The 21,785-nt window shown below is 75.8% G+C and carries 15 protein-coding genes; 6 read left to right on the forward strand and 9 right to left on the reverse strand.

Annotated elements, in window-relative coordinates; genetic code table 11:
* Window positions 1-98: 98 nt before the first annotated feature.
* The gene (locus tag AF335_RS20455; RefSeq protein WP_102919875.1) at window positions 99-956 is read left to right on the forward strand and encodes a coiled-coil domain-containing protein; all 858 of its coding nucleotides are present in this window, start codon (window positions 99-101) and stop codon (window positions 954-956) included.
* Window positions 957-1,294: 338 nt separating this feature from the next.
* Here the strand turns inward: AF335_RS20455 and AF335_RS20460 are convergent, their stop codons facing one another.
* The 6 genes from AF335_RS20460 to AF335_RS20485 all read right to left on the reverse strand — a co-directional run bounded on the left by AF335_RS20460 (window position 1,295) and on the right by AF335_RS20485 (window position 10,587).
* Window positions 1,295-3,244 (reverse strand): Hsp70 family protein, encoded by a 1,950-nt coding sequence (locus AF335_RS20460; RefSeq protein WP_146045583.1) that lies wholly within the window; start codon window positions 3,242-3,244, stop codon window positions 1,295-1,297.
* A complete protein-coding gene (locus AF335_RS20465; protein WP_102919877.1) occupies window positions 3,237-4,049 on the reverse strand; it encodes a hypothetical protein in 813 nt (270 codons plus the stop codon). The genes AF335_RS20460 and AF335_RS20465 overlap by 8 nt, the downstream gene beginning before the upstream one ends.
* Window positions 4,050-4,106: 57 nt before the next feature.
* Complete coding sequence (locus tag AF335_RS34750) at window positions 4,107-5,816, reverse strand: WD40 repeat domain-containing protein (RefSeq protein ID WP_170127761.1); 1,710 nt, start codon at window positions 5,814-5,816, stop codon at window positions 4,107-4,109.
* A 132-nt stretch (window positions 5,817-5,948) separates the two neighbouring features.
* Window positions 5,949-8,510, reverse strand: coding sequence for an AAA family ATPase (locus AF335_RS36250; RefSeq protein WP_102919878.1), 2,562 nt, complete (start codon window positions 8,508-8,510; stop codon window positions 5,949-5,951).
* A gap of 17 nt (window positions 8,511-8,527) precedes the next feature.
* A complete protein-coding gene (locus tag AF335_RS20480; RefSeq protein WP_102919879.1) occupies window positions 8,528-9,907 on the reverse strand; it encodes a coiled-coil domain-containing protein in 1,380 nt (459 codons plus the stop codon).
* Window positions 9,904-10,587 carry a 4Fe-4S single cluster domain-containing protein gene (locus AF335_RS20485; protein WP_244927106.1) on the reverse strand — a complete coding sequence of 228 codons (684 nt, stop codon included), beginning with the start codon at window positions 10,585-10,587 and terminating at the stop codon, window positions 9,904-9,906. Before AF335_RS20485 ends, AF335_RS20480 begins: the two co-directional genes overlap by 4 nt.
* Window positions 10,588-11,121: 534 nt before the next feature.
* Between AF335_RS20485 and AF335_RS20490 the strand changes: the two genes are divergently transcribed.
* From AF335_RS20490 to AF335_RS36680, 4 genes are all read left to right on the forward strand, one after another.
* Window positions 11,122-12,429, forward strand: a complete 1,308-nt coding sequence (locus AF335_RS20490) for a hypothetical protein (protein ID WP_102919881.1) — start codon at window positions 11,122-11,124, stop codon at window positions 12,427-12,429.
* Between the two features lie 186 nt (window positions 12,430-12,615).
* Window positions 12,616-14,865, forward strand: a complete 2,250-nt coding sequence (locus AF335_RS20495; protein ID WP_102919882.1) for a HelD family protein — start codon at window positions 12,616-12,618, stop codon at window positions 14,863-14,865.
* A 119-nt stretch (window positions 14,866-14,984) separates the two neighbouring features.
* A complete protein-coding gene (locus tag AF335_RS20500; protein WP_102919883.1) occupies window positions 14,985-16,325 on the forward strand; it encodes an OFA family MFS transporter in 1,341 nt (446 codons plus the stop codon).
* Window positions 16,322-16,435 (forward strand): MFS transporter small subunit, encoded by a 114-nt coding sequence (locus AF335_RS36680; protein WP_425329123.1) that lies wholly within the window; start codon window positions 16,322-16,324, stop codon window positions 16,433-16,435. The genes AF335_RS20500 and AF335_RS36680 overlap by 4 nt, the downstream gene beginning before the upstream one ends.
* A gap of 17 nt (window positions 16,436-16,452) precedes the next feature.
* Here AF335_RS36680 and AF335_RS20505 read toward each other — a convergent pair whose 3' ends face one another.
* The 3 genes from AF335_RS20505 to AF335_RS20515 are packed head-to-tail and all read right to left on the reverse strand — an operon-like array spanning window position 16,453 to window position 20,027.
* Window positions 16,453-17,589 (reverse strand): bifunctional 2-methylcitrate synthase/citrate synthase, encoded by a 1,137-nt coding sequence (locus tag AF335_RS20505; protein WP_102919884.1) that lies wholly within the window; start codon window positions 17,587-17,589, stop codon window positions 16,453-16,455.
* A gap of 18 nt (window positions 17,590-17,607) precedes the next feature.
* Window positions 17,608-18,513: a methylisocitrate lyase gene (gene prpB / locus AF335_RS20510; RefSeq protein WP_102919885.1), complete on the reverse strand. Its 906-nt coding sequence runs from the start codon at window positions 18,511-18,513 to the stop codon at window positions 17,608-17,610.
* Entirely contained in the window at window positions 18,513-20,027 is a 1,515-nt protein-coding gene (locus AF335_RS20515) for an MmgE/PrpD family protein (protein ID WP_102919886.1), read from the reverse strand. The genes prpB and AF335_RS20515 overlap by 1 nt, the downstream gene beginning before the upstream one ends.
* Before the next feature lie 198 nt (window positions 20,028-20,225).
* Between AF335_RS20515 and AF335_RS20520 the strand changes: the two genes are divergently transcribed.
* Window positions 20,226-21,662 (forward strand): short-chain fatty acyl-CoA regulator family protein, encoded by a 1,437-nt coding sequence (locus AF335_RS20520; protein ID WP_102919887.1) that lies wholly within the window; start codon window positions 20,226-20,228, stop codon window positions 21,660-21,662.
* Window positions 21,663-21,785: the final 123 nt, after the last annotated feature.

A 21,785-nucleotide genomic window follows, 5' to 3' on the forward strand; every position in this document is an offset into this window, starting at 1 on the left:
CGCCCGAGGGCGCCGGGGAGCCGGCCGGGCCCGCGAGGCGCACGCCGCCCCTCGCCGTGGCCCGGCCGTCGGCGGAGCCCCTCGGGGAACCGGCCCCCGTGGGCCCGTCCGCGCGGTGTCTCGAAGCGGTCTTCCTCCTCGACGACGCCCTGACCGAGGCCGAGGGCGTGTCACGGGCGGCCGTACGGCTGCTGGCGCGGGCCCGGCCGGGGCCGACCGCCGAGGCGTATCTGCGGGACAGGGAGCGCGAACTGGGCGAGGTGAAGCGGCGGACCGCCGCCGCCCGCGCGGACTTCGACGGCCTCGCGGAGGCCGAGGAGGAGCTGCGCGGCCGGCTGGCGGAGTACGCGGACCTGCGGGAGCGCGTGGCCGAACTCCGCCGCCTGGAGCGGCTGGTCGAGGCCCTGGACGCGCTCTCCGGCCAGCGCGCCGCCGTCGGGGAACGGCTGGCCCGGCTGCGGTCCCGCGCCGACGGCGTCGAGGATGCGGTGGCCCGGGACGGCGTGGAACTGCTGAGGCTCACCCGGGACCAGCTGGCCCTGCTCGCGCCCCGGGCCCGTACGGCGCTGGAGGACGCCGCGGCCGCGCAGGCGGAACTCGCCTTCGAGGAGGGCCGGCTGGCGGGGTCGGAGGACCGGCTGGCCGCGGTGTCCGCCCGTCTGGCGGAGGTGGACGTCCTGCGCCGGGAGCGCGCGTCCGCCCTGTCCGCCCGCACCCGGGCCGACCGCCGGCTGGCCGACGCGCTGGCGTCGCTGCCGGAGTCCTGGCACGGCCCGTACGGCGACGGCACGGCGCCGGAGCGGGCCCGCGCGCTCCTCGACGGGGTCGAGGAGCGGCTGCGGGACGTGGAGGAGGCGCTGCGGCGGGCGCTGGACGAGGAGGAGGCGGCCCCGGTGCCCGGCCGGACGGTCCTCGCCTGGGGCGACGAAGAGCCGCCCGGGGCGGCGGCACGATGAGCTCCCGGGCCGGGCGCCCGGGAGACCTGGTCAGCACACGCGCGACTCCGCCCCGCCCGGAGGAGAAAGCCCAGGTCCCCGACCGAACAACCCCCGCCCGGGGCGACGGTGAGATGGTCCCCGCGCCAGTGAACGCGGCCGACGCGGACAACCCCCGCCCAGGGCGACAGTGAACCCGGGCGGATCGCCCGGGAACCCCGGTCAACACACCCACGACTCCGCCCCGCCCGGAGAAGAAAGCCCAGGCCCCCGACCGAACAACCCCCGCCCGGGGCGGCGAAGAGCCGCCCACGACCACGACACGCTGACCCTCCAGGCAGCGCGCCCCGTCGCCCCGGTCAGCGCACGAGCAGTTCCGCCTCGTCCGCCAGGGCCTCCAGGTCCTCGGCGATGCCCTTCGTGATCTCCTGGGCGAGCCGCTGCCCGCCGTCCTCCAGGAACTGCTCGCCGAACGCGCGGGCCAGTGCCGCCTCCTGGGCGCCGGCCTCCCGCTGGAGCTTCGCGACCATCCTGGCCTCGCCGCCGACCTTGCGCGCCATCGGTGGGATGTTCGCCTCCTTCGCCTTGGCGAGCGCCCTCTCCTTGCCCTCGCTGAGGCCCGCCCATACCAGGGCGAAGGCCACGATCACGGCGAACGGCCCGGTCGCGGCGATGATGGCGGTGCCGGCGCCGAAGAGCGTCGTCGCGACGATCCCCGCGACCACCACGTTGACGACCGAGGCGATGTTGTCCAGCACCTCGGTGGCGGCCGCCGCGTCGACGGGGACGTCCAGCTTCCCCTCGCTCACCCGCACGGTGGGCAGCGCCATGACCGACGGTTCGAGGTGCCGGCGCCGGCAGATGGGCCGGGTCAGCTCCTCCAGGTCCGGGCGCAGGGCGTTCTGCCAGGTGGCGATCGCCTCCTGGAGCCGGGTGTTGCCCGGGTCGGTGAGTTCGGCGTGCAGCGACCGGGAGATCCCGGCGGCCATCTCGTCCAGCGTGGTGATCCGCCCGGCCCGCCAGCGCCTGAAGGCCGGGATCACGTGCCGTTCCGTCATCCCGTCGGCGACCGCCTCGCCCAGCCGCTCGGCGAGCCGCGGCAGCCGGTCCGCGACCAGGGACCCGACGCGGTCGCTGTCCAGGAGCCCGCGGATGTCCGCGCGGAATCCCGCCGCCCGGATGCTCATCCGGCCCGCCAGGGCGAGCCCCCGGGCGATGGCCACGTCCGGCTCCGTGCCCAGGAAGACCCGGTCCGCGCCGAAGACCTCGCGGGCCTGTTCCCGGACGAAGTGCATCCGGGAGGCGCCGCCGGTGAGCAGTACGGCGTCCGGCGGTCCGGGGAGCCCGGCCGCCGCGCCGTCGAGGGCGTCCCGGTACGCCTGCCGCCAGGAGCGGCCGCCGAGGGTGGGCTGCGGGGCGTCCAGCACCGCGGCCATGTCCCCGGCCGTCAGCTCGATGTGGAAGTAGAGCACTCCGCCGCGTGTCCTGACCGGGTGGACGGTGCCGACCGTCGCCTCCGGGTCGGCGGCGAACTTGCCGCGGTCCGTGCGGAAGAAGGTCTCCTTCACCTCCCTGCACATCAATTCGAGGACGAGCCGTACGGAGCGCTCCTCCTGCAGGAACTCCCTCAGCTCCGCGCCCTGCGGATTGCGGTCGAGCTGCTGTTCCAGGATCGTCCGGTCGATCAGCCCGGCGCCCAGCGGGAGCCCGGTGTCGAGGGGCGGGCCCGTGCGGCGGCCCACGACGGCGGTGAAGTCGGTGGTCGACGACCCCAGGTCCACGACCAGCACCGCGCCGGAGAGCCGCCCCGGGTCGACCTCCAGCTCGCCCGATTCACGGGCGTAGAGCAGGGCGGCCCTCGACTCGGGGACCACGTCCACCCGCGGCAGTCCCGCCGCCCGCAGCAGTGCCGCGTACTCCCCGCGCAGCTCCCTGTCCCAGCCGGAGGGCGCCCCGAAGAACCACCGCACCGGCCGGGTGCCCTTCAGGTCCTGGTCCCGCTCGACGGCGTCCTCGGCGACCTTCCGTACGAAGAGGGTCGTGGGCCGGCGCACCTCCTCGCGGTCGAGCTCGGGCGATTTGAAGGCCAGCTGGAGGCCGGTGGCCCCGTTGTCCATGGCCGCCCGGCCGACCAGTACGCCCCGCGTGGGGTGTTCGGCGACCATGGTGACGTGCTGCCTGCCGCCGCCGGTCGCGCCGAGGTCCATGACAGTGGGCACCGCGTCCTTGTCCGCGTAAGCCTTGGCGAGGGCGGTCTCTCCGTGGCCGAGGTCGAACCCGACGATCACGGTTCCCGAGCTGTCAGTCATCTTCCCGTTCCGTTCCTCGCTCGTTCCCCCCGGCGGGGGACTGTGTCCTGGCGGGCCCCCGCACCTCCCCCGGGCGCAGCACCCGGCCGTCCGCCGCCACCAGGGCGGGCCGGGACGTCACGAACTCCCCTTCCCCGGGGTCCGGGTGCATGACGAAGGAGAACAGGGCGTCGTTGGTCCCGTCGAAGTCGACGACCGCGATGTCGTGCCGGAGCACGAGGTCCTTGCGGAGCCGGTCGATGTGCCGGAGGGCCAGCTCGCCGTCCCGCTCGGCGTGCGCGGACAGCAGGTCGCGCAGCAGGTTGAGCACGTCGCGGTCCTCCGACCAGCGCAGCGGTACGCGTTCGGGGGCGGGCGGCTCGGCCTCCGCGAGCAGCCGGTCGGCGGCCTCCGCGGCGGCCTGGAGCTGGTCGAGGAGGGTGGGGGTGTGCACGGTCGGCCGGGGAGGCCGGGGAGGCTCGTGGCGGTGGTCCTCGTCGAGGCCGAGCGGGAGGAGGCGCAGCAGCGGTGCGAGGGGGGACGAGGGGCGAGGGGGCCGCTGTGGCGGGGCGGCGGGCGCGCGGACGGCGGCGAGGGTGCCCAGGGACACGGCGCGCAGGAGGTCCACGGCGGCGGCGAGCTGGCGCCGCGAGTTCGGCGTGGTCTCCCGGTCCTCGCCGGGCGCCGCCGCCGAGGCCGGGTCGAGGCGCTCCAGGGCGGCGCGCAGGGCGGCGATGGCGGTCTCGGTCGTGGCGTGGTCCTCCAGGCGTATGTCCAGCTGCGGCCGCTGGCGTTTGAATGCCGTCGCCAGGGTGTCTCGGCTCACGGCGCCCTCCCTTGTCGGTGCCGGTGTGGTCGTGTGCGGGTGTGCGTCGTCGGGTCGTCAGAGGGGTTCCGGGGACGGCCAGGCCCGTACGAGCCCGTCGGCGGAGGCGCTCAGCAGGTGGCCGGCGGGGGTGACGGCCAGCCCGCGCACGGCGGCGGCGTGGAGGCCGACGGGTGTGCCGCACGACCCCTGCCGCGCCCGGCCGGCGGGCCAGGCGCGGATCGCGCCCGACTCGCCGCAGGCGGCCAGCAGGCCGTGCGGGCCGAACGTCAGGTGCCGTACCGCGCCGGTGTGCCCGGGGAGTTCGTCGGCCCCGGTGCGGCGGCGCAGGTCGTGGACGTGGACACGGCCGTCGGCGCAGCCGACGGCGAGGAGCCGGTCCGCCGCGTCCAGGGCGAGCCCGGTGACGGAGGACCCGGTGGTCAGGCGGCCCAGACGGTGGCCGGAGAGGGCGTCCCACAGCCCCACCCCGGCGGCGCCGCCGACGGCCAGGATCCGCCCGTCCGAGGTGACTTCGAGGGCGGTGGCGGCCGACCAGCCGACCTTCAGCGGGTAGCCGGCGCCGTCGGGGGCGCCCAGCGGGCGGGAGGGGTCCGAGCGGCGCAGCAGGCCGTCGTCGCCGAGGCTGAACACGGCTCCCCCGCGGTACCGGACGGCGTTGACCCAGCCCTCGTGCCAGGCGAGGGTGCGGGACCGCCCGGACCCGCCGTACGACCAGAGCCGCACGGCGCCGTCGCTGCCGCCCGTCACCAGGCCCCTGAGGTCCGGGGCGAGGTCCAGGGCGGTGACGCGGCCGGTGTGCAGGTCGCGCTCGGCGAGCGGTTCGGCGGCGCCCGGGGTCCGCACCTCGGCCGAGCCGTCGGGGCGGCCCAGGGCGAGGTGGGCGGTCCCCGGGTCCGGGCCGGGTCCGCAGGCGAGGGCGGAGAGTCCGGGCGCGTGGCGCAGCACTTGGCGCGGGGGACGGGCGGGGCCGGTGGGGATCCGTACGGCCACGGCGTCCGGGTGCCGGCGGCGGAGCGCCGCGAGGACGCTCTCGGGTACGGGCCAGCCGGGCAGCCCGCACGCCAGGACGGCCGGCGCCACGCCGGGTCCCGGCGGGCCGGGCGGCGGCGCACCGGGGTACGACGGGTCGGGCAGGGCCGCTCCGGAGTACGGCGCGTCGGGCAGGACCGCACCGGGGCGCAGCAGGCCGGTCAGGGACTGTTCGAGCGTGCGGGTGGTGTCGGGGTCCCGGGGGAGCCGGTCGCCTATGCCGCCGGCGAGCAGGAAGCGCGCGGCATCCGGGTCCGCGGGCAGGGTGGGCAGCAGGGCCGTCCAGGGCCAGGAGGCGGTCTCCGCCCGCTCGTACAGGTCGCCGTCGTCGGCGCGGGCGAGGACGACGGCGGTGAGGCCGTCGGCCGCGATCTCCAGGGCCAGGGTCTCGGCGGCCCCCCGGGCGTGGGTCCCGGCCACCTCGCGGAGGGGCCGGGCCGGCGGCTCCTGCGGCCAGGGGCCGCGCAGCGCCTCCGCCGCCTCGCCGGGGCGCGGCGGCCCGTTCCTGACGTGCCGCTGGAGGCGGGCGTACAGCGCGTCGTCGCCGTGCCCCGGGTGGCCGGCCGCGCGGGCGGCGGCGGTGAGGTCGTACCGCCGCCGGGCGGTGGCGAGCCGGTCGTCGAAGGCGCGCAGGAGCTCCGGGGTGAGCGGGCCGAGTACCGGGCCCGCGCGGAGCGGCCACCGGCAGCCGGGGCACTCCGCGGGCCGGCGTCCTCCGGCGCGGCGGCACCGCACACGGGGCAGCCCGTACCGGCGCCGTCGGGCTCGCCGGGGCGGTGGACGGCGCCCGGCGGCCGCGTCGGCGGGGCTCCCGCGGCCGGCCCGGCGCCCTCTCGGGCGGGCGCGTCGTACGGGGCCGCCGCCCGGTCAGCCGTCGGCATCGGGAACGTCCTCCGGGGCGAAGGCGAGTGGGGCGCCGGGGGCCGCCGCGGCGCTCCCGAGGCGGCGGGCGAGGCGTGCCTCCATGCGTTCCAGCAGGGCGCGTACGGCCCTGCCGTTGCCGAAGTCGGCGGGGTGCGCGGCCCGTTCGCGCTCCAGTCGGCGCAGGGCCCGGTCGGCGGCGGGGCCGGGCAGTCCGTAGCCCTGTCGCGCGGCCGCGCGGCGGAGGATCTCCACCAGCTCCGGGCCGGTGTACGCGGGGAAGGTCACGCGTTCGGTGAACCGGGAGCGCAGCCCCGGGTTGCGGGCGAGGAAGCCGTCCATCTCGTCCGGGTAGCCGGCGGCCACGACGACGAGGCGGTCGCGGTGCTCGTCCATCTCCCTGGTCAGGGTGTCGAGGGCCTCGGTCCCGAAGTCCCCGCCGTGGCGGCCCCGGGAGAGGCTGTACGCCTCGTCGACGAAGAGGACGCCGTCGAGCGCCGACCGTACGGCCCGCTGCGTCCTGGCCGCGGTCCGGCCCTCGTAACCGGCCACGAGTTCGGCCCGGGTGACCTCGACCAGATGGCCGCGGGCGAGCAGGCCGAGCGCGTGCAGGACGCGGCCCGTCAGCCGGGCGACCGTGGTCTTGCCCGTGCCGGGCGGGCCGACGAAGAGCATGTGGGGCGGCGGGAAGCCGCCGCCGCCCCGCAGCCGCCGGAGCCGGAGCCGGTCCACGAGGTCGCGGATCAGCTCTTTGACGGGGGCGAGGCCGACGAGTCCGTCGAGCTCGGCGAGGGCCTCCTCGGCCGTGGCCGCCGGGCACCGCGCACGGGCGCGGCAGCGGTCGGGCACGTCCTCGGGCGTCAGGGGTTCGCCGACCCGGGCCCGCACCCGCAGGGCCCAGCGGGACTTCATCTCGTCGGCGAGGTCGCGCATGGCCCGGCCGTTGCCGAAGTCGGCGCCGCGCGTGGTGTGCAGGCGCTCGGTGACGTCCCGGAGCTCCTCCGCCAGTTCCGGGATCCAGCGCAGGCCGAGGGCACCGAGCCGGCCGAGGAGGATGGCGTGCAGCTCGGCCGGCCCGTAGTCGGGGAAGTGGATGACGTTGGCGGCGGGGAAGCGGCTGCGCAGCCCGGGGTTGGAGGCCAGGAACTCCTCCATCCGGGCGGGGTAGCCGGCGGCGATCAGGACGAACCGGCCGCGGTCGTTCTCCATGCGGCTCAGCAGGGCGTCGATGGCCTGCTGGCCGTAGCCGTGCTCCTGGTCGCTCAGCCGGTACGCCTCGTCGACGAAGAGGACGCCGTCCAGGGCTTTGTCGACGGCCTCGTTGGTCCTGATGGCCGTCTGGCCCACGAATCCCGCGACCAGATCGGGAACTTCGACCTCGATCACGTGGCCGCGGCGGAGGACGCCCTGGTCCCGGTAGATCTCGCCGACCAGGCGGGCGACCGTGGTCTTGCCCGTGCCGGGGTTGCCGGTGAAGACCAGGTGCGGGGAGGCCGGTTCGGCGTTCCGCCGGTGTCCCAGGGCCCGCAGTCCGGCGTCCGCCGCGACGGTCCACCGCAGCCGTTCCAGGTGTTCCTTCACGGGCCCGAGCCCCACCATCGCGGCCAGGCGCTCGGACACGTCGCGGGTGTCCTCGCGCCCGCCGCCGATCCACTCCCGGCGGCGCAGCTCGGCGAGGCTCAGCGCGGTTCCGGGCGGGCGCCGCGTCAGCTCGCGGAGCCTCGACTGCCAGCCCGCGGCGGTCACGGGCATCGCGGCCATGGCCCTGACCAGGGCCGGGAGTTCGTGCCAGCGCTCGACGCGCAGTCCCTCCCGGACGCGCAGCAGGTGCACCAGGCGCTCCAGCTCGGCCGCGTGCGGATGGCCCACGCGGGCCGTGCTCCGCCCGGTGGGGCGCTGCGTCTGGTCGTACAGATAGCTCTCCAGCCGGGGCAGGCTGCGCAGGTCGGCGACGAAGCGGGCCACCTCCTGGAGGCTGTGCCTGCGGAAGAGCAGGACGCAGAGGTTGCGGTCGTCGCCCTGCTCGGCCCAGCCCGCGAGGGCTCCGGCGAGCCGGCGGGCGGCGCGGCCGTGGCGCAGCGACTCCTCCGCCTGGCCGAGGACCACCGCCGTCCTGTGGTCGGTGCGGCGCATGAAGTGGTCGAGCATCATGACCCCGTGCTCGTCGGTGAGCGTGGCGGGCGCGGTGGTCCTCGGGTCCTCGCCGGCGCCCGTGCCGCCGGGGTCCTGGGCACGCAGGATCCGCCCGCCCAGGGGGCCCCGGAGCTCGGGGCGCATCCGGCCGGCCGGTACGGGGCGGCGCCGGCGCGGCCGGGACAGGTCCCGGGAGACCGGGTCCCTGAAGTAGAGCGGCCGGGAGAGGGTGCTGAAGACGACGCGTGCGAACCCGGCGTCGCGCAGCAGGGTCCACAGCAGTTCCTCGGCGCCCCGGCGCCGGTGGTCGTGGCCGACGAAGACGTCGCCGAGGCCGGGTCCGTACAGGATGAACAGAGGGTCTCCGGCGGGCAGCGTCAGATCCGCCAGCCGCTCGGCCGAGGGGCCGTACGGGGACGGCCGGGGTGGTGCCATGGCGGGTCTCCCCGGGCTCAGGTGTCGGTGGCGGCGCGGGGCAGCGCCCGCCGGAGGCCGTCGAAGTCGCGGTAGGCCGGGTCGGGTTCGCCGTCCTCGGCCTCGGGGTCGGAGGCGGCGATGCCACGGGCCCGCAGCCCGCGCGTCACCTCCTGGCCCCGGGCGGTCAGTTCGTCCCTGGCGGCGGTGTCCCGGTCGTACGACAGGACGCGCAGGACGGAGGTGCCGCCGCCGGTGCCGGCCGGGGCGACCTCGATGACGATCTCGTTGCCGTTCCGGTGGACGAGCTTGGCGAAGAACGCCTCCCGCTGGTCGTCGCCGGAGTACGTGCCGTCCGTCAGCTCGTAGCCGGTGAGCTCCTCCAGCGTGCCGGCGACGGAGTCGGCGAGATTGACCCGCAGCTGGGATTCGAGCTGGCGCCGCCCGGCCCGTTCGACGGTCTCCGCGAGCCTCTTCTCGAGGTCGGGGGCGCGGTGTTCCAGGATGTCGCGGAGCTCGCCGGTGTCCGGGGGGCGTTCCTCGTCGCCGATCCGCTCCTGGAGCCGGGCGGTCTCCGCGCGGAGCCGGGACAGCTCGCCGCCGGACCAGTACTCGACGTCGAGCACGGCGTCGGTCAGTTCCTCGCCCTCGGCCCCGTGGACCTCCCGGACGGCGTTCGCCTTGATCAGGTGCTGTACGTGGCGGAGGAGTTCGCCCGCGCGGACCCGGTGGTGGCGCCGCTCCCGGTCCTGCCGCTCCAGTTCCTGGAGGAGGTCGCCCAGCTCCCGGTAGGCGCTGTCGGCGGTGGCGTGCGCGGCCTGGGCACTGCCCCGGCCGAGGGTGTCCAGGGCCCTGTCCAGCTGCCCGGCCAGGCTCTCCAGGCGGTGGGCGTGGGGCCGCGCGTCCACCGGGAAGGCGGTGTGGACGATCCGGTGCATGGTGCGGGCGTCGGACACCGCCTCGCGGGCGAGGGCCGCCGCGCGCTCGCGGTCCCGGACGAGTTCGCCGACCTCCCCGGCCAGCCGTTCCACGTCCCGGCGGCGCTGCCGGCGCTCGGCGGCTATCTCCTCCTGGAGCCGGTGTTCCTGTTCCGCGAGGTGCTCTGCGGTCTCCCGGCGCAGCTCGCCGGCGGTGGCCCGGAGGTCCTCGGCCATGCGCCGGGCCTGCGCGCGCAGCCGCTCCTGGGTCCCGGTCTCCAGCCCGCGGGCCCGCTCGCTCAGGCCCTGGACGGCCTGTTCGACGGTGCGCTGCCGGTCCTCCACGACGCCGAACACCCGCTCGAGGTCGGCGTGTGTCTGCCGGCGGACGTCGTCCAGCATGCCGGGCAGACCGCGCTGGACGTCCTTGAGCCGGGCCGCCTGGCGGCGCAGCCGGAACCACTCGGACTCGTCGACCTGGATGCGTTTCCTGCCGCTCACGGCGCGCCCCAGGCCGTGGACCGGCCGGACCGGTCGACGGCCGCGTCGAAGACGGTGAGGAGGTCCGGGGGCGGGACGCCGATCAGGAACGCCTCGCGGCCGCCGACGGCGATCTCGGCGGTGCGGTGCCGGTCCTCGAAGCCGTACCCGCCGTCGGAGAGCAGGCCGGTGAGGTGGTGCACCCGCTGGTTGGCGCTGCCGCGCAGCCCCCGGCCGTCGTCGCGGCGCCGCACGTACGGGCCGTCGACGAGGACGTCCACCTCGGCCAGCAGCCGGGGCACGCCCGGTGTCGGCGGGTGCGCCCGGAGCCGCTCCAGCCGGTGGCCGGTGAAGCAGACGACGGAGAGGCCGGGGCGCGCCCGCCGGGCGAGGCGCGCCACCTCCGCCAGCCCGCCGGCCTGTTCCATGGGTTCGCCGCCGGAGAAGGTGAGGCCGTCGACGGCCGGGTCGGCGAGGAGTTCCGCGCACAGTGCGGCGGGGGTGACCGCACGGGCCGGCACGGCGGGGATCCAGTCCGGGGACATGCAGCCGGGGCAGCTGAGGGGGCAGCCCTGGACCCAGACGGCGGACCGCCACCCGGGCCCGAGGTCGGTGGTGCCGACCCAGGTCGCCGCGACGTTGAGCGTTCCGGCCGGGTTCTCCACCGCGGGGCTACGCTCGGGCGCGCGCCGTCGTCGCACAGCGGAGTCGACCTTTTCTCGTACCCTGTCCACTGAGTCCCCCGTACATGAGCCCCGGCTCGTTCGACGAGCGTTTTCGGGCTCCTCAGAATCCACCTGGCCAGGGGGGCGGTCAAGGGGCGCGGAGCGGAATTCCGCACGCCCCCGGCAGCCCTTTCACGCCTGTCGCCGTCCCTCTCCGGACCCCCGGGGGAATAAGGGAGCGAAGCCGGCCCCGTACGCCTCCGGAAGATCCTCGCCCGGAGGGCGCCGGAAGGGCACCGGCCCTGCCGGGCAAGGGATTTACGGCCGCCGCTCCGATATCACGCACGAGAGGCGAATCGGCTCCGGCGGAATCGGGATTGCCTATTCCTCACAGCACTTGCGGAACGCTCATCACATCAGCAGTTCAGATGGCGGTAATTGCCTCTTGAACCCAATTGTTTCCGCGTGCTTCACTTGGATCACCTCGTGTCCCCAAGGCGCCCAAGGTGAGACCAGAACGGCCCGGCCGGCGGCCGGGCCGCACAGCTGCGGACGCGGAGCCGGTGAGCGATGGCGGGCATTCGGGTGGAGCACGACGGGGCACCGCTGCACGGCACGGTGCGGCTCGACGGCGGGAGGCGCGCGTTCGCCCACTCGCTGGCGTGCGCGGCACTGTGCGACCGGGGCAGGCTGACCGAGGTGCCCGACCATGTGGACGCGCGGGCGCTGCGGGCCGCGCTGGCCCTGGTCTTCTCCCATGTGCGGTACGACCGCGCGGTCCGCGAGCTGACGTTCTCCGGGCCGGTGCGCCGGGACCGGGTGATCGTCTCGGCGGGCCTGGCGGAGCGCTCCCGCAATCTCTTCTGCCTGCTGCCCGCCCTGCTCGTCCGGGCGGCGGAGGTGGTCGTGGAGGGGGCGCCGCAGGGCTGCTGGATCGGGGCGCGCCCGGCCGACCGCCACCTCGCGATGCTCGCCCGGTTCGGGGTGCGGACCCGGTTCGCGGGCACCACGACGGTCCTCTCCTGGCCCCGCCGGGTGCCGGCCCGGGTGGTGTTCGAACGCCCCACGGTGGCGGGGACCGTCCTCGCGCTCGCCGCCGCGGCCGCGACGCCCGGGCGCAGCACCGTGCTCGGCGCCTCCGTGGAGCCTTCCTGCGGGGAGCAGCTGGCGTGCCTGCGCGCCATGGGGGCGCGCGTCGAGGGCGATCCGCCCGGGGTGGAGATCGCCGGGGCGGGCGGGTACGCGCGGGTCGGCTGGGCGATCGCGCCCGACCGGGCGCACGCGGTCACCTATCTGACGGCGGGCCTCCTCACCCGGGGCGAGGTGACGGTGACCGGCTCGGGGCCGCTGCGGATCCCCCGCTTCGTGGAGTTCCTCCGGGACGTCGGTGCCCGGGTCACCGAGCGGTCGCACAGCCTGACGGCGGGGTTCCCGGCGGCGGGGGCGCTGCGCCCGGCCCGGGTGCGGGCGGGCGCCGAGCCGGGGTTCAGCGGCGACTGGGTGGCCTTCGCCTCGCTGCTGCTGGCGATGCGCTCGCGCGGCGGGAGCACGGTCGGCGGCGACGTGCCCGTACGGCGGTTCGACTACGTCGGCAATCTGGCGCCGCTCGGGCTGGACGGGGTGCGGCTGCGGACGGCCGAGCGGTACGGGCGCGCGGTGGCCCTCGCCGACATCCGGCCGAACAGCAGGGCCGCCCTGCGCGGTGGTGACCTGGGCGGTTGCGCGGACTCCCGGGGCAGTGCGGCGCTGCTGCTCGCGGCCCTGACCGCGGAGGGGCCGTGCGTGCTGCGGGACGACTTCCCGCTGCGGCGCGGCTACACCGATCTGCCGCGCGGTCTGACGGGGCTGGGCGTGAAGTGGATCGGGGACGCGCCCTGAGCGGAGCGGCGGCCGGGCGGCGCGTCCCGGGCGCCCCCGGAAAACAAAGAAACCCCGGACCGTATTGACGGCCGGGGCATTGCATTGTGTACATTGGATATTTCCATGTCTTACGTCAACGCAAGCCATGGGGAAGCTTTATGAGGCCATCATATCCGGGCGGGAGTCGAATTGTCAAACAGGGAAATGCGGCAGGAGCAGGAATTCATCGATCTGCTCCACGAGCGCCTCGCCGAACTGCGCACGGGGGCGGAGGCGGCGATGAAGGCCGCCCTCGCGCCGGGCGGCACCACCTTCCAGGCCCGGCTGGAGCGCGATGTGCTGGTGGCCGAGCAGTCCGGGCTGCTCGCCGCCTTCGACGCCGGGGAGAACGGGCTCTGCTTCGGCCGGCTGGTCTTCCGGGACGGCGCCGACCACCACATCGGCCGCATCGGCATCCGGCGTGACGACGCCGACCGCACCCCGCTGGTCCTGGACTGGCGGGCCGAGGTCGCGCGCCCCTTCTACCTCGCCACCGGGCACACCCCCATGGGGCTGCGCCGCCGGCGGCACATCGGCACCGAGGGCCGGCGGGTCACCACCCTGCACGACGAGATCCTGGACCTCACCGACACCGACCGCACCGGGCACGAGGGCGCCGACGCGGACGCCGTGCTGCTCGCCGCCCTGGACTCGGCCCGTACCGGCCGGATGCACGACATCGTGCAGACCATCCAGGCCGAGCAGGACCGGATCATCCGCGCCCCGCACCGGGGGGTGCTCGTGGTGGAGGGCGGCCCCGGCACCGGGAAGACCGTCGTCGCCCTGCACCGGGCCGCGTATCTGCTCTACGCGCACCGGGAGCAGCTGGCCCGGCGGGCCGTGCTGATCGTCGGGCCCAACCCCGCGTTCCTCGGCTACATCGGCGAGGTGCTGCCCTCGCTGGGCGAGACGGGCGTCCTGCTCGCCACGCCCGGGGAGCTGTTCCCCGGGGTGACGGCCACGGGGACCGACACCCCGGCGGCCGCGGCGGTCAAGGGCGGCCTCGCCATGGCCACGGCCCTGGCCCGCTCCGTCGAGGACCGGCAGACCCTCCCGGAGCCCGCGCGCGTCATCCCCCACGAGGACGGCGAGCTGCTGCTGGACGCGGAGACCGCGGCCGAGGCCCGCCGCCGGGCCCGGGGCACCGGGCTCCCGCACAACCTCGCGCGCCCCTACTTCGCCTTCCACGTCATCGACGCCCTCACCGCCCAACTGGCCGACAGGCTGGGCGCGGACCCGTACGGCGGGCCGAACTTCCTCGGACCCGACGACGTGGCCCAGCTCGGCAAGGCGATCGCGGTCAGCCGTGAAGTGCACGCCGCCGTCGAGGAGCTGTGGCCCGCCCTCACACCGCACGAGCTGGTCGCCGGCTTCCTCGCCGACCCCGTGCACCTCCCGGAGGCCGACGCGGACGCGATCCGCCGCACGGGCGGCGCGTGGACGCCCGCCGACGTGCCGCTGCTGGACGAGGCGGCCGAGTTGCTCGGCGAGGACGACTCGGCGGCCCGCGCCAAGGCGGAGGCCGAGCGGCAGGAGCGGATCCGGTACGCGCAGGGCGTGCTGGACCTCTCCTACGGCTCCCGCACCCAGGAGTTCGACGACAAGGAGGACGAGGACTCGGAGGTGCTGGGCGCGCACGACCTGGTCGACGCCGAGCGGCTCGCCGACCGGCACGAGGAGGCCGACCACCGCACCGCCGCCGAGCGCGCCGCCGCCGACCGCACCTGGGCCTTCGGGCACATCATCGTCGACGAGGCGCAGGAGCTGTCCGCGATGGCGTGGCGGCTGCTGATGCGCCGCTGCCCGACGCGGTCGATGACGCTGGTCGGCGACCCGGCGCAGACCTCCGAGCCGGGCGGCTGCGGCGCGTGGGCCCCGGTCCTCCAGCCGTACGTCGGCGACCGCTGGGAGCATGTCCGGCTCGGCGTCAACTACCGCACGCCGGCCCGGATCATGGAGCTCGCGGCGGGGGTGCTGCGGTCGGCGGACCCGTCCTTCGCCCCGCCCCGCTCGGTGCGCGAGACGGACGCGCTGCCCTGGGCGGAGCGCACCGGCGACCTGCCCGGCGCGGTCGCCGCCGCGGTGGCGCGCGAACTCCACGCGGAGGGCCGCCTCGCGGTGATCGCTCCCCGCGCCCACCACCCGGCGCTCGTGCCCGCCCTCCCCACCGCCTCCACCGGCCCGGTCCCCGATCTGACCAGCCCGGTGGTGCTGCTCGACCCCCGGCAGGCGAAGGGCCTGGAGTTCGACACGGTGATCGTGGTGGAACCGGCGGAGTTCGGCCTGAGCGACCTCTACGTCGCGCTGACCCGGGCCACGCAACGCCTGGGCATGGTGCACACGGGGGCGCTGCCGCCGGGCCTGGAAGGGTGCGCGGGCGTGCCGGCGGGCGGGGGCGGCGTGGCCCTGGGCTAGGCCGGGGCCGGGACTCCTCGCCCCGGCCGCCGGTCCGCCCGGCGGCCGCGGGGCGCCCGGGAGGGGCCGGGTAGGGGAAAAGCCCCGCCGGGCCCCGCCGATGGCTGTACGTTCCCCCCATGCTCGCGCGCTCCCGAATCGTCGCGCCGCCCGGATGGAGCCGCTGGCTCGTCCCGCCCGCCGCGCTGTCCGTTCATCTCGCCATCGGCCAGGCGTACGCCTGGAGTGTGTTCAAGCCGCCGCTGGAGTCGTCGCTGGGCCTGTCGGGCACGGCGTCGGCGCTGCCGTTCCAGGTGGCGATCGTGATGCTGGGGCTCTCGGCCGCGTTCGGCGGCACGCTGGTGGAGCGGAACGGGCCGCGGTGGGCGATGGCCGTGTCGGCGGTCTGCTTCTCGTCCGGGTTCCTGGTGGCCGCGCTCGGGGCGGCGACGCGTCAGTACTGGCTCGTCGTGCTCGGGTACGGCTTCATCGGGGGCGTCGGCCTGGGCATCGGGTACATCTCACCGGTGTCCACCCTGATCAGGTGGTTCCCGGACCGGCCGGGCATGGCGACCGGCATCGCCATCATGGGCTTCGGCGGCGGCGCCCTCATCGCGTCGCCCTGGTCGGCCGAGCTGCTGGACGCGTTCGGCCGGGGCACGCCGGGCATCGCGCGGACGTTCCTCGTGATGGGGGTCGCGTACGCGGTGTTCATGACGCTCGGCGTCCTGCTGGTCCGGGTGCCGCCCGACGCACCGCCACCGGACGCACCCCGCCCGGCCGCCGCCACCGTCCGGGTGTCCGCCCACCGCGCCCTGCGCACCCCGCAGTTCTGGTGCCTGTGGGTGGTCCTCTGCACCAATGTCACGGCGGGCATCGGCATCCTGGAGAAGGCCGCGCCGATGATCACCGACTTCTTCGCCGGTACCTCCGCCCCCGTCGGGGCCGCCGCGGCGGCGGGTTTCGTCGGCCTGCTCTCGCTCGCCAACATGCTCGGCCGGATCGTCTGGTCCTCCGTCTCCGACCTCGCCGGCCGGAAGAACGTCTACCGCCTCTACCTCGGCGCGGGCGCCCTGATGTATCTGGTGATCGCCCTGGTCGGCGACGGTTCCAAGGCCGTGTTCATCACCTGCGCGGCCGTCATCCTCTCCTTCTACGGCGGCGGCTTCGCCACCGTCCCCGCCTACCTCAAGGACCTCTTCGGCACGTACCAGGTGGGCGCGGTCCACGGGCGGCTGCTGACCGCGTGGTCGACCGCCGGGATCCTCGGGCCGCTGATCGTCAACGCGGTCGCCGACGCCGGGAAGTCCGCGGGCCGGACCGGCGCCGACCTCTACACCACGTCGTTCTTCATCATGATCGGGCTGCTGACGGTGGGCTTCGTCGCGAACGAGCTGGTGCGCCCCGTGCATCCCCGCCACCACGAACCGCCGCCGGAGGAGGAGCCGGCCGCCGTGCCGGAGAAGGGAGCGGCCCCGTGACGGGCTCGCGCAAGGCACTGCTCGTGTTCTGCTGGCTGTGGGTGGGGGCGCCGTTCGCCTACGGCGTGTACGAACTCACGCTCAGGCTGCGGCAGTTGTTCACCGGCTGAGCGCCCCCGCCCACCGGTCACAGCACCGCCGGCACCGGCCGCTGGTCCGGCCCGTCGTACGCGCCGAGGGGGCGGATCAGGGCGTTGTGGTCGAGCTGTTCGGTGATGTGGGCGGTCCAGCCGGTGATGCGGCTCATCACGAAGATGGGGGTGAACGCGGGGATGTCGAAGCCCATCAGGTGATAGGCGAGACCGGCCGGGTAGTCGAGGTTGGGGTGGATGCCCTTGCGCCGGAGCACGGCGTCGCGCAGGGCCGAGTGCAGCGCGGCCAGCCGGGCCGCCTCGGGGCCGCCGGTGTGCGCCACGAGCCGGTCGGTGGCCGCCTGCATGAGCGGCACCCGGGAGTCGCCGTCCCGGTAGACCCGGTGGCCGAAGCCCATGATCCTGCGCTGGGCGGCCAGGGCCCCGTCCAGCCACTCCTCGACCCGCTCCGGGTCGCCGATCTCCCCGAGCATCCGCATCACGGCCTCGTTGGCGCCGCCGTGCAGGGGGCCCTTGAGCGCGCCGACGGCCGCGGTGACGGCGCTGTAGAGGTCGGAGAGGGTGGAGGTGACGACCCGGGCGGTGAAGGTCGAGGCGTTGAAGCTGTGCTCGGCGTACAGGATGAGCGAGACCTCGAAGCAGCGGACGATCTCGCGGTCCGGCACCTCGCCGAAGCACATGTGGAAGAAGTTCTCGGCGAGGCCGAGCGAGGGGTCGGGCTGGACCGGCGGGAGGCCGCGCCGGCGCCGGTGGTCGGCGGCCACCACGACGGGCAGCTTGGCCAGCAGCGTGAGCGACTTGGCGCGGTTCGCGGCCGGGCTGCCGTCGTCCTCGGTGGGGTCCTCGGCGCCGAGGAGGCTCACGGCGGTGCGCAGCACGTCCATGGGGTGGCAGGTCCCGGGCAGCCGGGTCAGCAGCTCGGCGGTGCCCCGGCCCAGCGGGCGCAGGGCCCGCTCGCGGGCGCGGAAGTCGGCCAGCTGCTCCGGGCCGGGCAGCTCGCCGTGCCACAGGAGGTACGCGACCTCCTCGAACGACCGGTGGGCGGCGAGCTCCTGCACGGCGTAGCCGCGGTAGGTCAGCGAGTTGGTCCGCTGGATCACGGTGGAGATGGCGGTGGTGTCGACGACGACACCGGCCAGTCCCCGGTGGATGCCGGACGGGGTGACGGACATGGTGTGCCCTTCTGTGGGTCAGGCGCCGGGCGGGAGGGTGAAGCCGGAGACGGCGGAGTCGAAGGCCGCGTACTCCTCGTAGCCGAGGAGCTCGTAAAGGCGGGAGCGCGTCTGCATCCGGGGCAGCAGGGACTCCTGGGTGCCCCGGTCGGCGAGGACGCGCAGGCCGTCCTCGATCGCGCCCATGGCGAGGCGCAGCAGTGTCACCGGGTAGAGGGCGATGTCGTAGCCGAGGTTCTCCAGGGTGGCCGTGTCCAGGAGCGGGCCCTTGCCGAACTCGGTCATGTTGGCGAGGAGCGGTACGTCCACGGCGGCGCGGAAGGCCGCGAACTCGGCCTCGTCGGCGAGCGCTTCGGGGAAGACGGCGTCGGCGCCCGCGTCCACGTACGCCTTGGCCCGGTCGATCGCGGCGGCGAGCCCCTCGACGGCCCGGGCGTCGGTGCGGGCCATCAGCAGGAGGTCCGGGTCGCGGCGGGCGTCGGCGGCGGCCCGGATCCGGCGGGTCATCTCCTCGCGCGGCACGACGCGCTTGCCGTCGAGGTGGCCGCAGCGCTTGGGGTTCTCCTGGTCTTCCAGGTGGAGGCCGGCGGCTCCGGCGTCCTCCAGGAGCGCCACCGTGCGGGCGGCGTTCAGCGGCCCGCCGAAGCCGGTGTCGGCGTCGACGAGGACGGGCAGATCGGTGGCCCGGCTGAGCTGCTGGACGCGGGCCGCGAGCTCGGTGGCGGTGGTCAGCCCGATGTCGGGCAGGCCGAGGGAGGCGGAGAGCCCGGCGCCGGAGAGGTAGACGGCGTCGAAGCCGGTCTCCTGGACGAGGCGGGCGGAGAGCGGGTCGACCGCGCCGGGGACGCGCAGCAGCCGGCCGGAGGCGAGCTTCTCGCGCAGGTCGCGGCGGCGCCGGGCGGGGGTGGTGCGGGTGTGCAGCATCAGAACAGGCCCTTCGGGAGCGTCGCGTCGGAGTCGGCGAGCGCGCCGGTGTCGACGGCGGGGAAGAGCGCGTCCAGCCCGGCGGTGTCCAGCCCGGCCAGCCGCCCCGCCGCGGCCAGGAAGTCGTCCTGCGCCCGCCGGGTGACGACGCCGTCGGCCAGGGTGCGGAACTTCCGTGCGTAGCCGTCCCGGTCGAAGGGCCGGGCCCCGGCGGGGTGGGCGTCGGCGACGGCGAGCTCGTCCTCGATCACCGTGCCATCTTCCAGGGTGACCACGGCCCGGCCGCCGAAGGCGCGGCGCGCCGGGTCGGGGTCGTGGTAGCGGCGGGTCCACTCCGGGTCCTCGACCGTGGAGATCCTCTGCCACAGCCCGGTGGTCCCGGCGGCGCGGGCGCGCTCGGGTGCGTAGCTGCGCTCGTGGTGCCAGCCGCCGTCCTCCAGGGCCACGGCGAGGATGTACGGCACGGAGTGGTCCAGGGTCTCGCGGGACGCCGTGGGGTCGTACTTCTGGGGGTCGTCGGCGCCGGAGCCGATCACATGGTGGGTGTGGTGGCTGGTGTGCAGCACGACGGACCGCACCCGGTCCGGCGGCCCGGTCCGCTCCCGCAGCCGGCGGGCCAGGTCGATGACCGCCTGCGCCTGGTACTCGGCGGAGTGCTCCTTGGTGTAGGTGTCGAGGATGGCGCGGCGCGGTTCGCCGGGCTCCGGGAGCGTGACGGTGTACGAGGCGTCGGGGCCGTCCAGCATCCACGCGAGGAAGCCGTCCTCGCCCTCGTACACCGGCGACGGGGAGCCTTCGCCGCGCATGGCCCGGTCCACGGCCTCGACGGCGGCCTTGCCGGCGAAGGCGGGCGCGAACGCCTTCCAGCTGGAGATCTCGCCCTTGCGGGACTGCCGGGTGGCGGTGGTGGTGTGCACGGCCTGCTGCACCGCCTGGTACACGGTCGCGGTCGGCAGCCGGAGCAGCGCGCCGAGGCCGCAGGCCGTGGCCGCGCCGAGGTGGGCCACGTGGTCGACGCGGTGTTCGTGCAGGCAGATGCCCTTCACGAGGGCGACGTGGACCTCGTACGCGGCGACGATGCCGCGCAGCAGGTCGGCGCCGTCGCGGCCGGTGTGCTGGGCGACGGCCAGCAGCGGCGGGATGTTGTCGCCGGGGTGGGAGTAGTCGGCGGCCAGGAAGGTGTCGTGGAAGTCCAGTTCGCGGACGGCCGTGCCGTTGGCCCACGCCGCCCATTCCGGAGAGACCCGTGTTCCGGGCGGTGCGCCGAACACCGAGGCGCCGGGCGTGGCGGTGTGCGGCAGGGACTGGGCGCGGGCGACGGCGACCGGGCGGCGGCGCAGGGCGGCGACGGCGACGGCGGCGTTGTCGACGACGCGGTTCCCGGCCATCTCGGCGGCCTCCGCGTCGGGGGCCTCGGCGGTGCCGGTGGCGACGGCGGCCAGTTTCCAGGCGAGCTGTTCCTCCCGGGGCAGCCGGGCCGCGCTGGGGTGGACACGTACCTGATGGTCGATCACGGGGCTCCTCGAAGCGTGCGGTGCCGTACGGGGGTACGGGACCGAGCCTGCCCCCTGGCCGGCGCCCGCCGCGACGGCTCCAACCTGCGGATTCCGTACAGCCGGTGGCTGCGGATCGGCGAATGTTGCGAAAGGTGCGGATGCTACTTTCGCAAGAGGGGGTCCGCCGTCGGAGCGGGCGGACGGGAGGGCTCGGGCATGACGCGTTCGGCCGGCCGGAAGATCTACGCCCACGCGAAGCTGCGCAGGCTGCGCCGCGAGCGGGGGATGAACCAGGTGGAGCTGGCCCGCGCGCTGGGCATCTCGACCAGCTATCTGAACCAGATCGAGCAGAGCCAGCGGCCGCTCACGGCCTCGGTGCTGCTGCGGATCGCCGAGGTGCTGGGCGTCGACGCGGAGTTCTTCTCCCAGGCGGACGAGGAGCGGCTCACCACCGATCTGCGGGCCGCGCTCGGCGACGAGGCGTGCGGGGCACCACCGCCCGCCGAGGAGATCGCCGAGGTGGCCCGGGACCACCCGGAGGTGGCCCGCGCCCTGGTCGCCCTGCACCGCCGCTACCGGGACGCCGCCGAGCGGGCCGCCGCGCTCGCCTCGCCCGGTGACACCCGTGTCCTGCCCCCGGCCGAACCGCACGACGAGGTGCGGGACTTCTTCTACGAGCACCACAACCACTTCGGCGCCCTCGACAGCGCCGCCGAGCGCACCGCCGGCGAACTGGGGCTGCGGCCCGGCCGCTCGGCCGACGCGCTCACCGCGCACCTGGCCGGCCGGCACGGCGTGCGAGTCGTCCGGGCCGCCCCGGCCCGGCGCGGCGGGGCGGTCGACGCCCGGCGCTTCGACGCGGACGCCGGCCTGGTGTTCCTGTCACCGTGGCTCAGCGACGGCCAGCGGGCGTTCCAGCTCGCCACGCAGCTGGCCCTGCTGGAGCACGGCCCGCTGCTCGACGCGCTCGCCGGGAACGCGGCGCCGTCCTCCCCGGAGTCGCTGGCGCTCGCCCGGATCGGTCTCGCCGACTACTTCGCGGGCGCGCTGCTCATGCCGTACACGGCGTTCCACGCGGCGGCCGAGGAGCTGGGTTACGACGTGGAGCTGCTCCAGGCCCGGTTCGGGGTCGGCTTCGAGTCCGTCTGCCACCGGCTCAGCACGCTCCAGCGGACGGGCCGGCGCGGGGTGCCGTTCTCGTTCCTGCGGGTGGACCGGGCGGGCAACATCTCCAAGCGGCAGTCGGCGACCGCCTTCCACTTCTCCCGGCTCGGCGGCACCTGCCCGCTGTGGACGGTGTACGAGGCGTTCTCCGCGCCGGGCCGGATCCTCACCCAGGTCGCGGAGATGCCCGACGGGACGCGCTATTTCTGGATCGCGCGCACGGTGACGCGCGGCGGCTTCGGCCACCACGCGCCGCGCGCGGAGTTCGCGGTGGCCCTGGGGTGCGAGCTGCGCCACGCGCACCGGCTGGTCTACGCGGCGGGGGTCGCCCTGGGCGACCCCCGCGCGGCCACCCCGATCGGGCTGGGGTGCCGCATCTGCGAACGGCGCGACTGCGCCCAGCGGGCCCGGCCTCCGGCGGGCGGCCGGCTGGCGATCGACCCGGACCGGCGGGCGCGGGTGCCGTATCCGGTGCTCGGGGAGGGCTGAGGGCCGTCCGGGGGCCGGGGAGTCCGTACGGGGCTCGGCAGGGCCCCTTTCCGCGCTGCCGCGCGGTGTCCTCAATCGCCGGACGGGCTGAAATCAGCCCGCCCGGGCCCCTCTCGGGGGCAC

The sequence above is a fragment of the Streptomyces eurocidicus genome (assembly GCF_002891295.1).
Classification (GTDB): domain Bacteria; phylum Actinomycetota; class Actinomycetes; order Streptomycetales; family Streptomycetaceae; genus Streptomyces; species Streptomyces eurocidicus.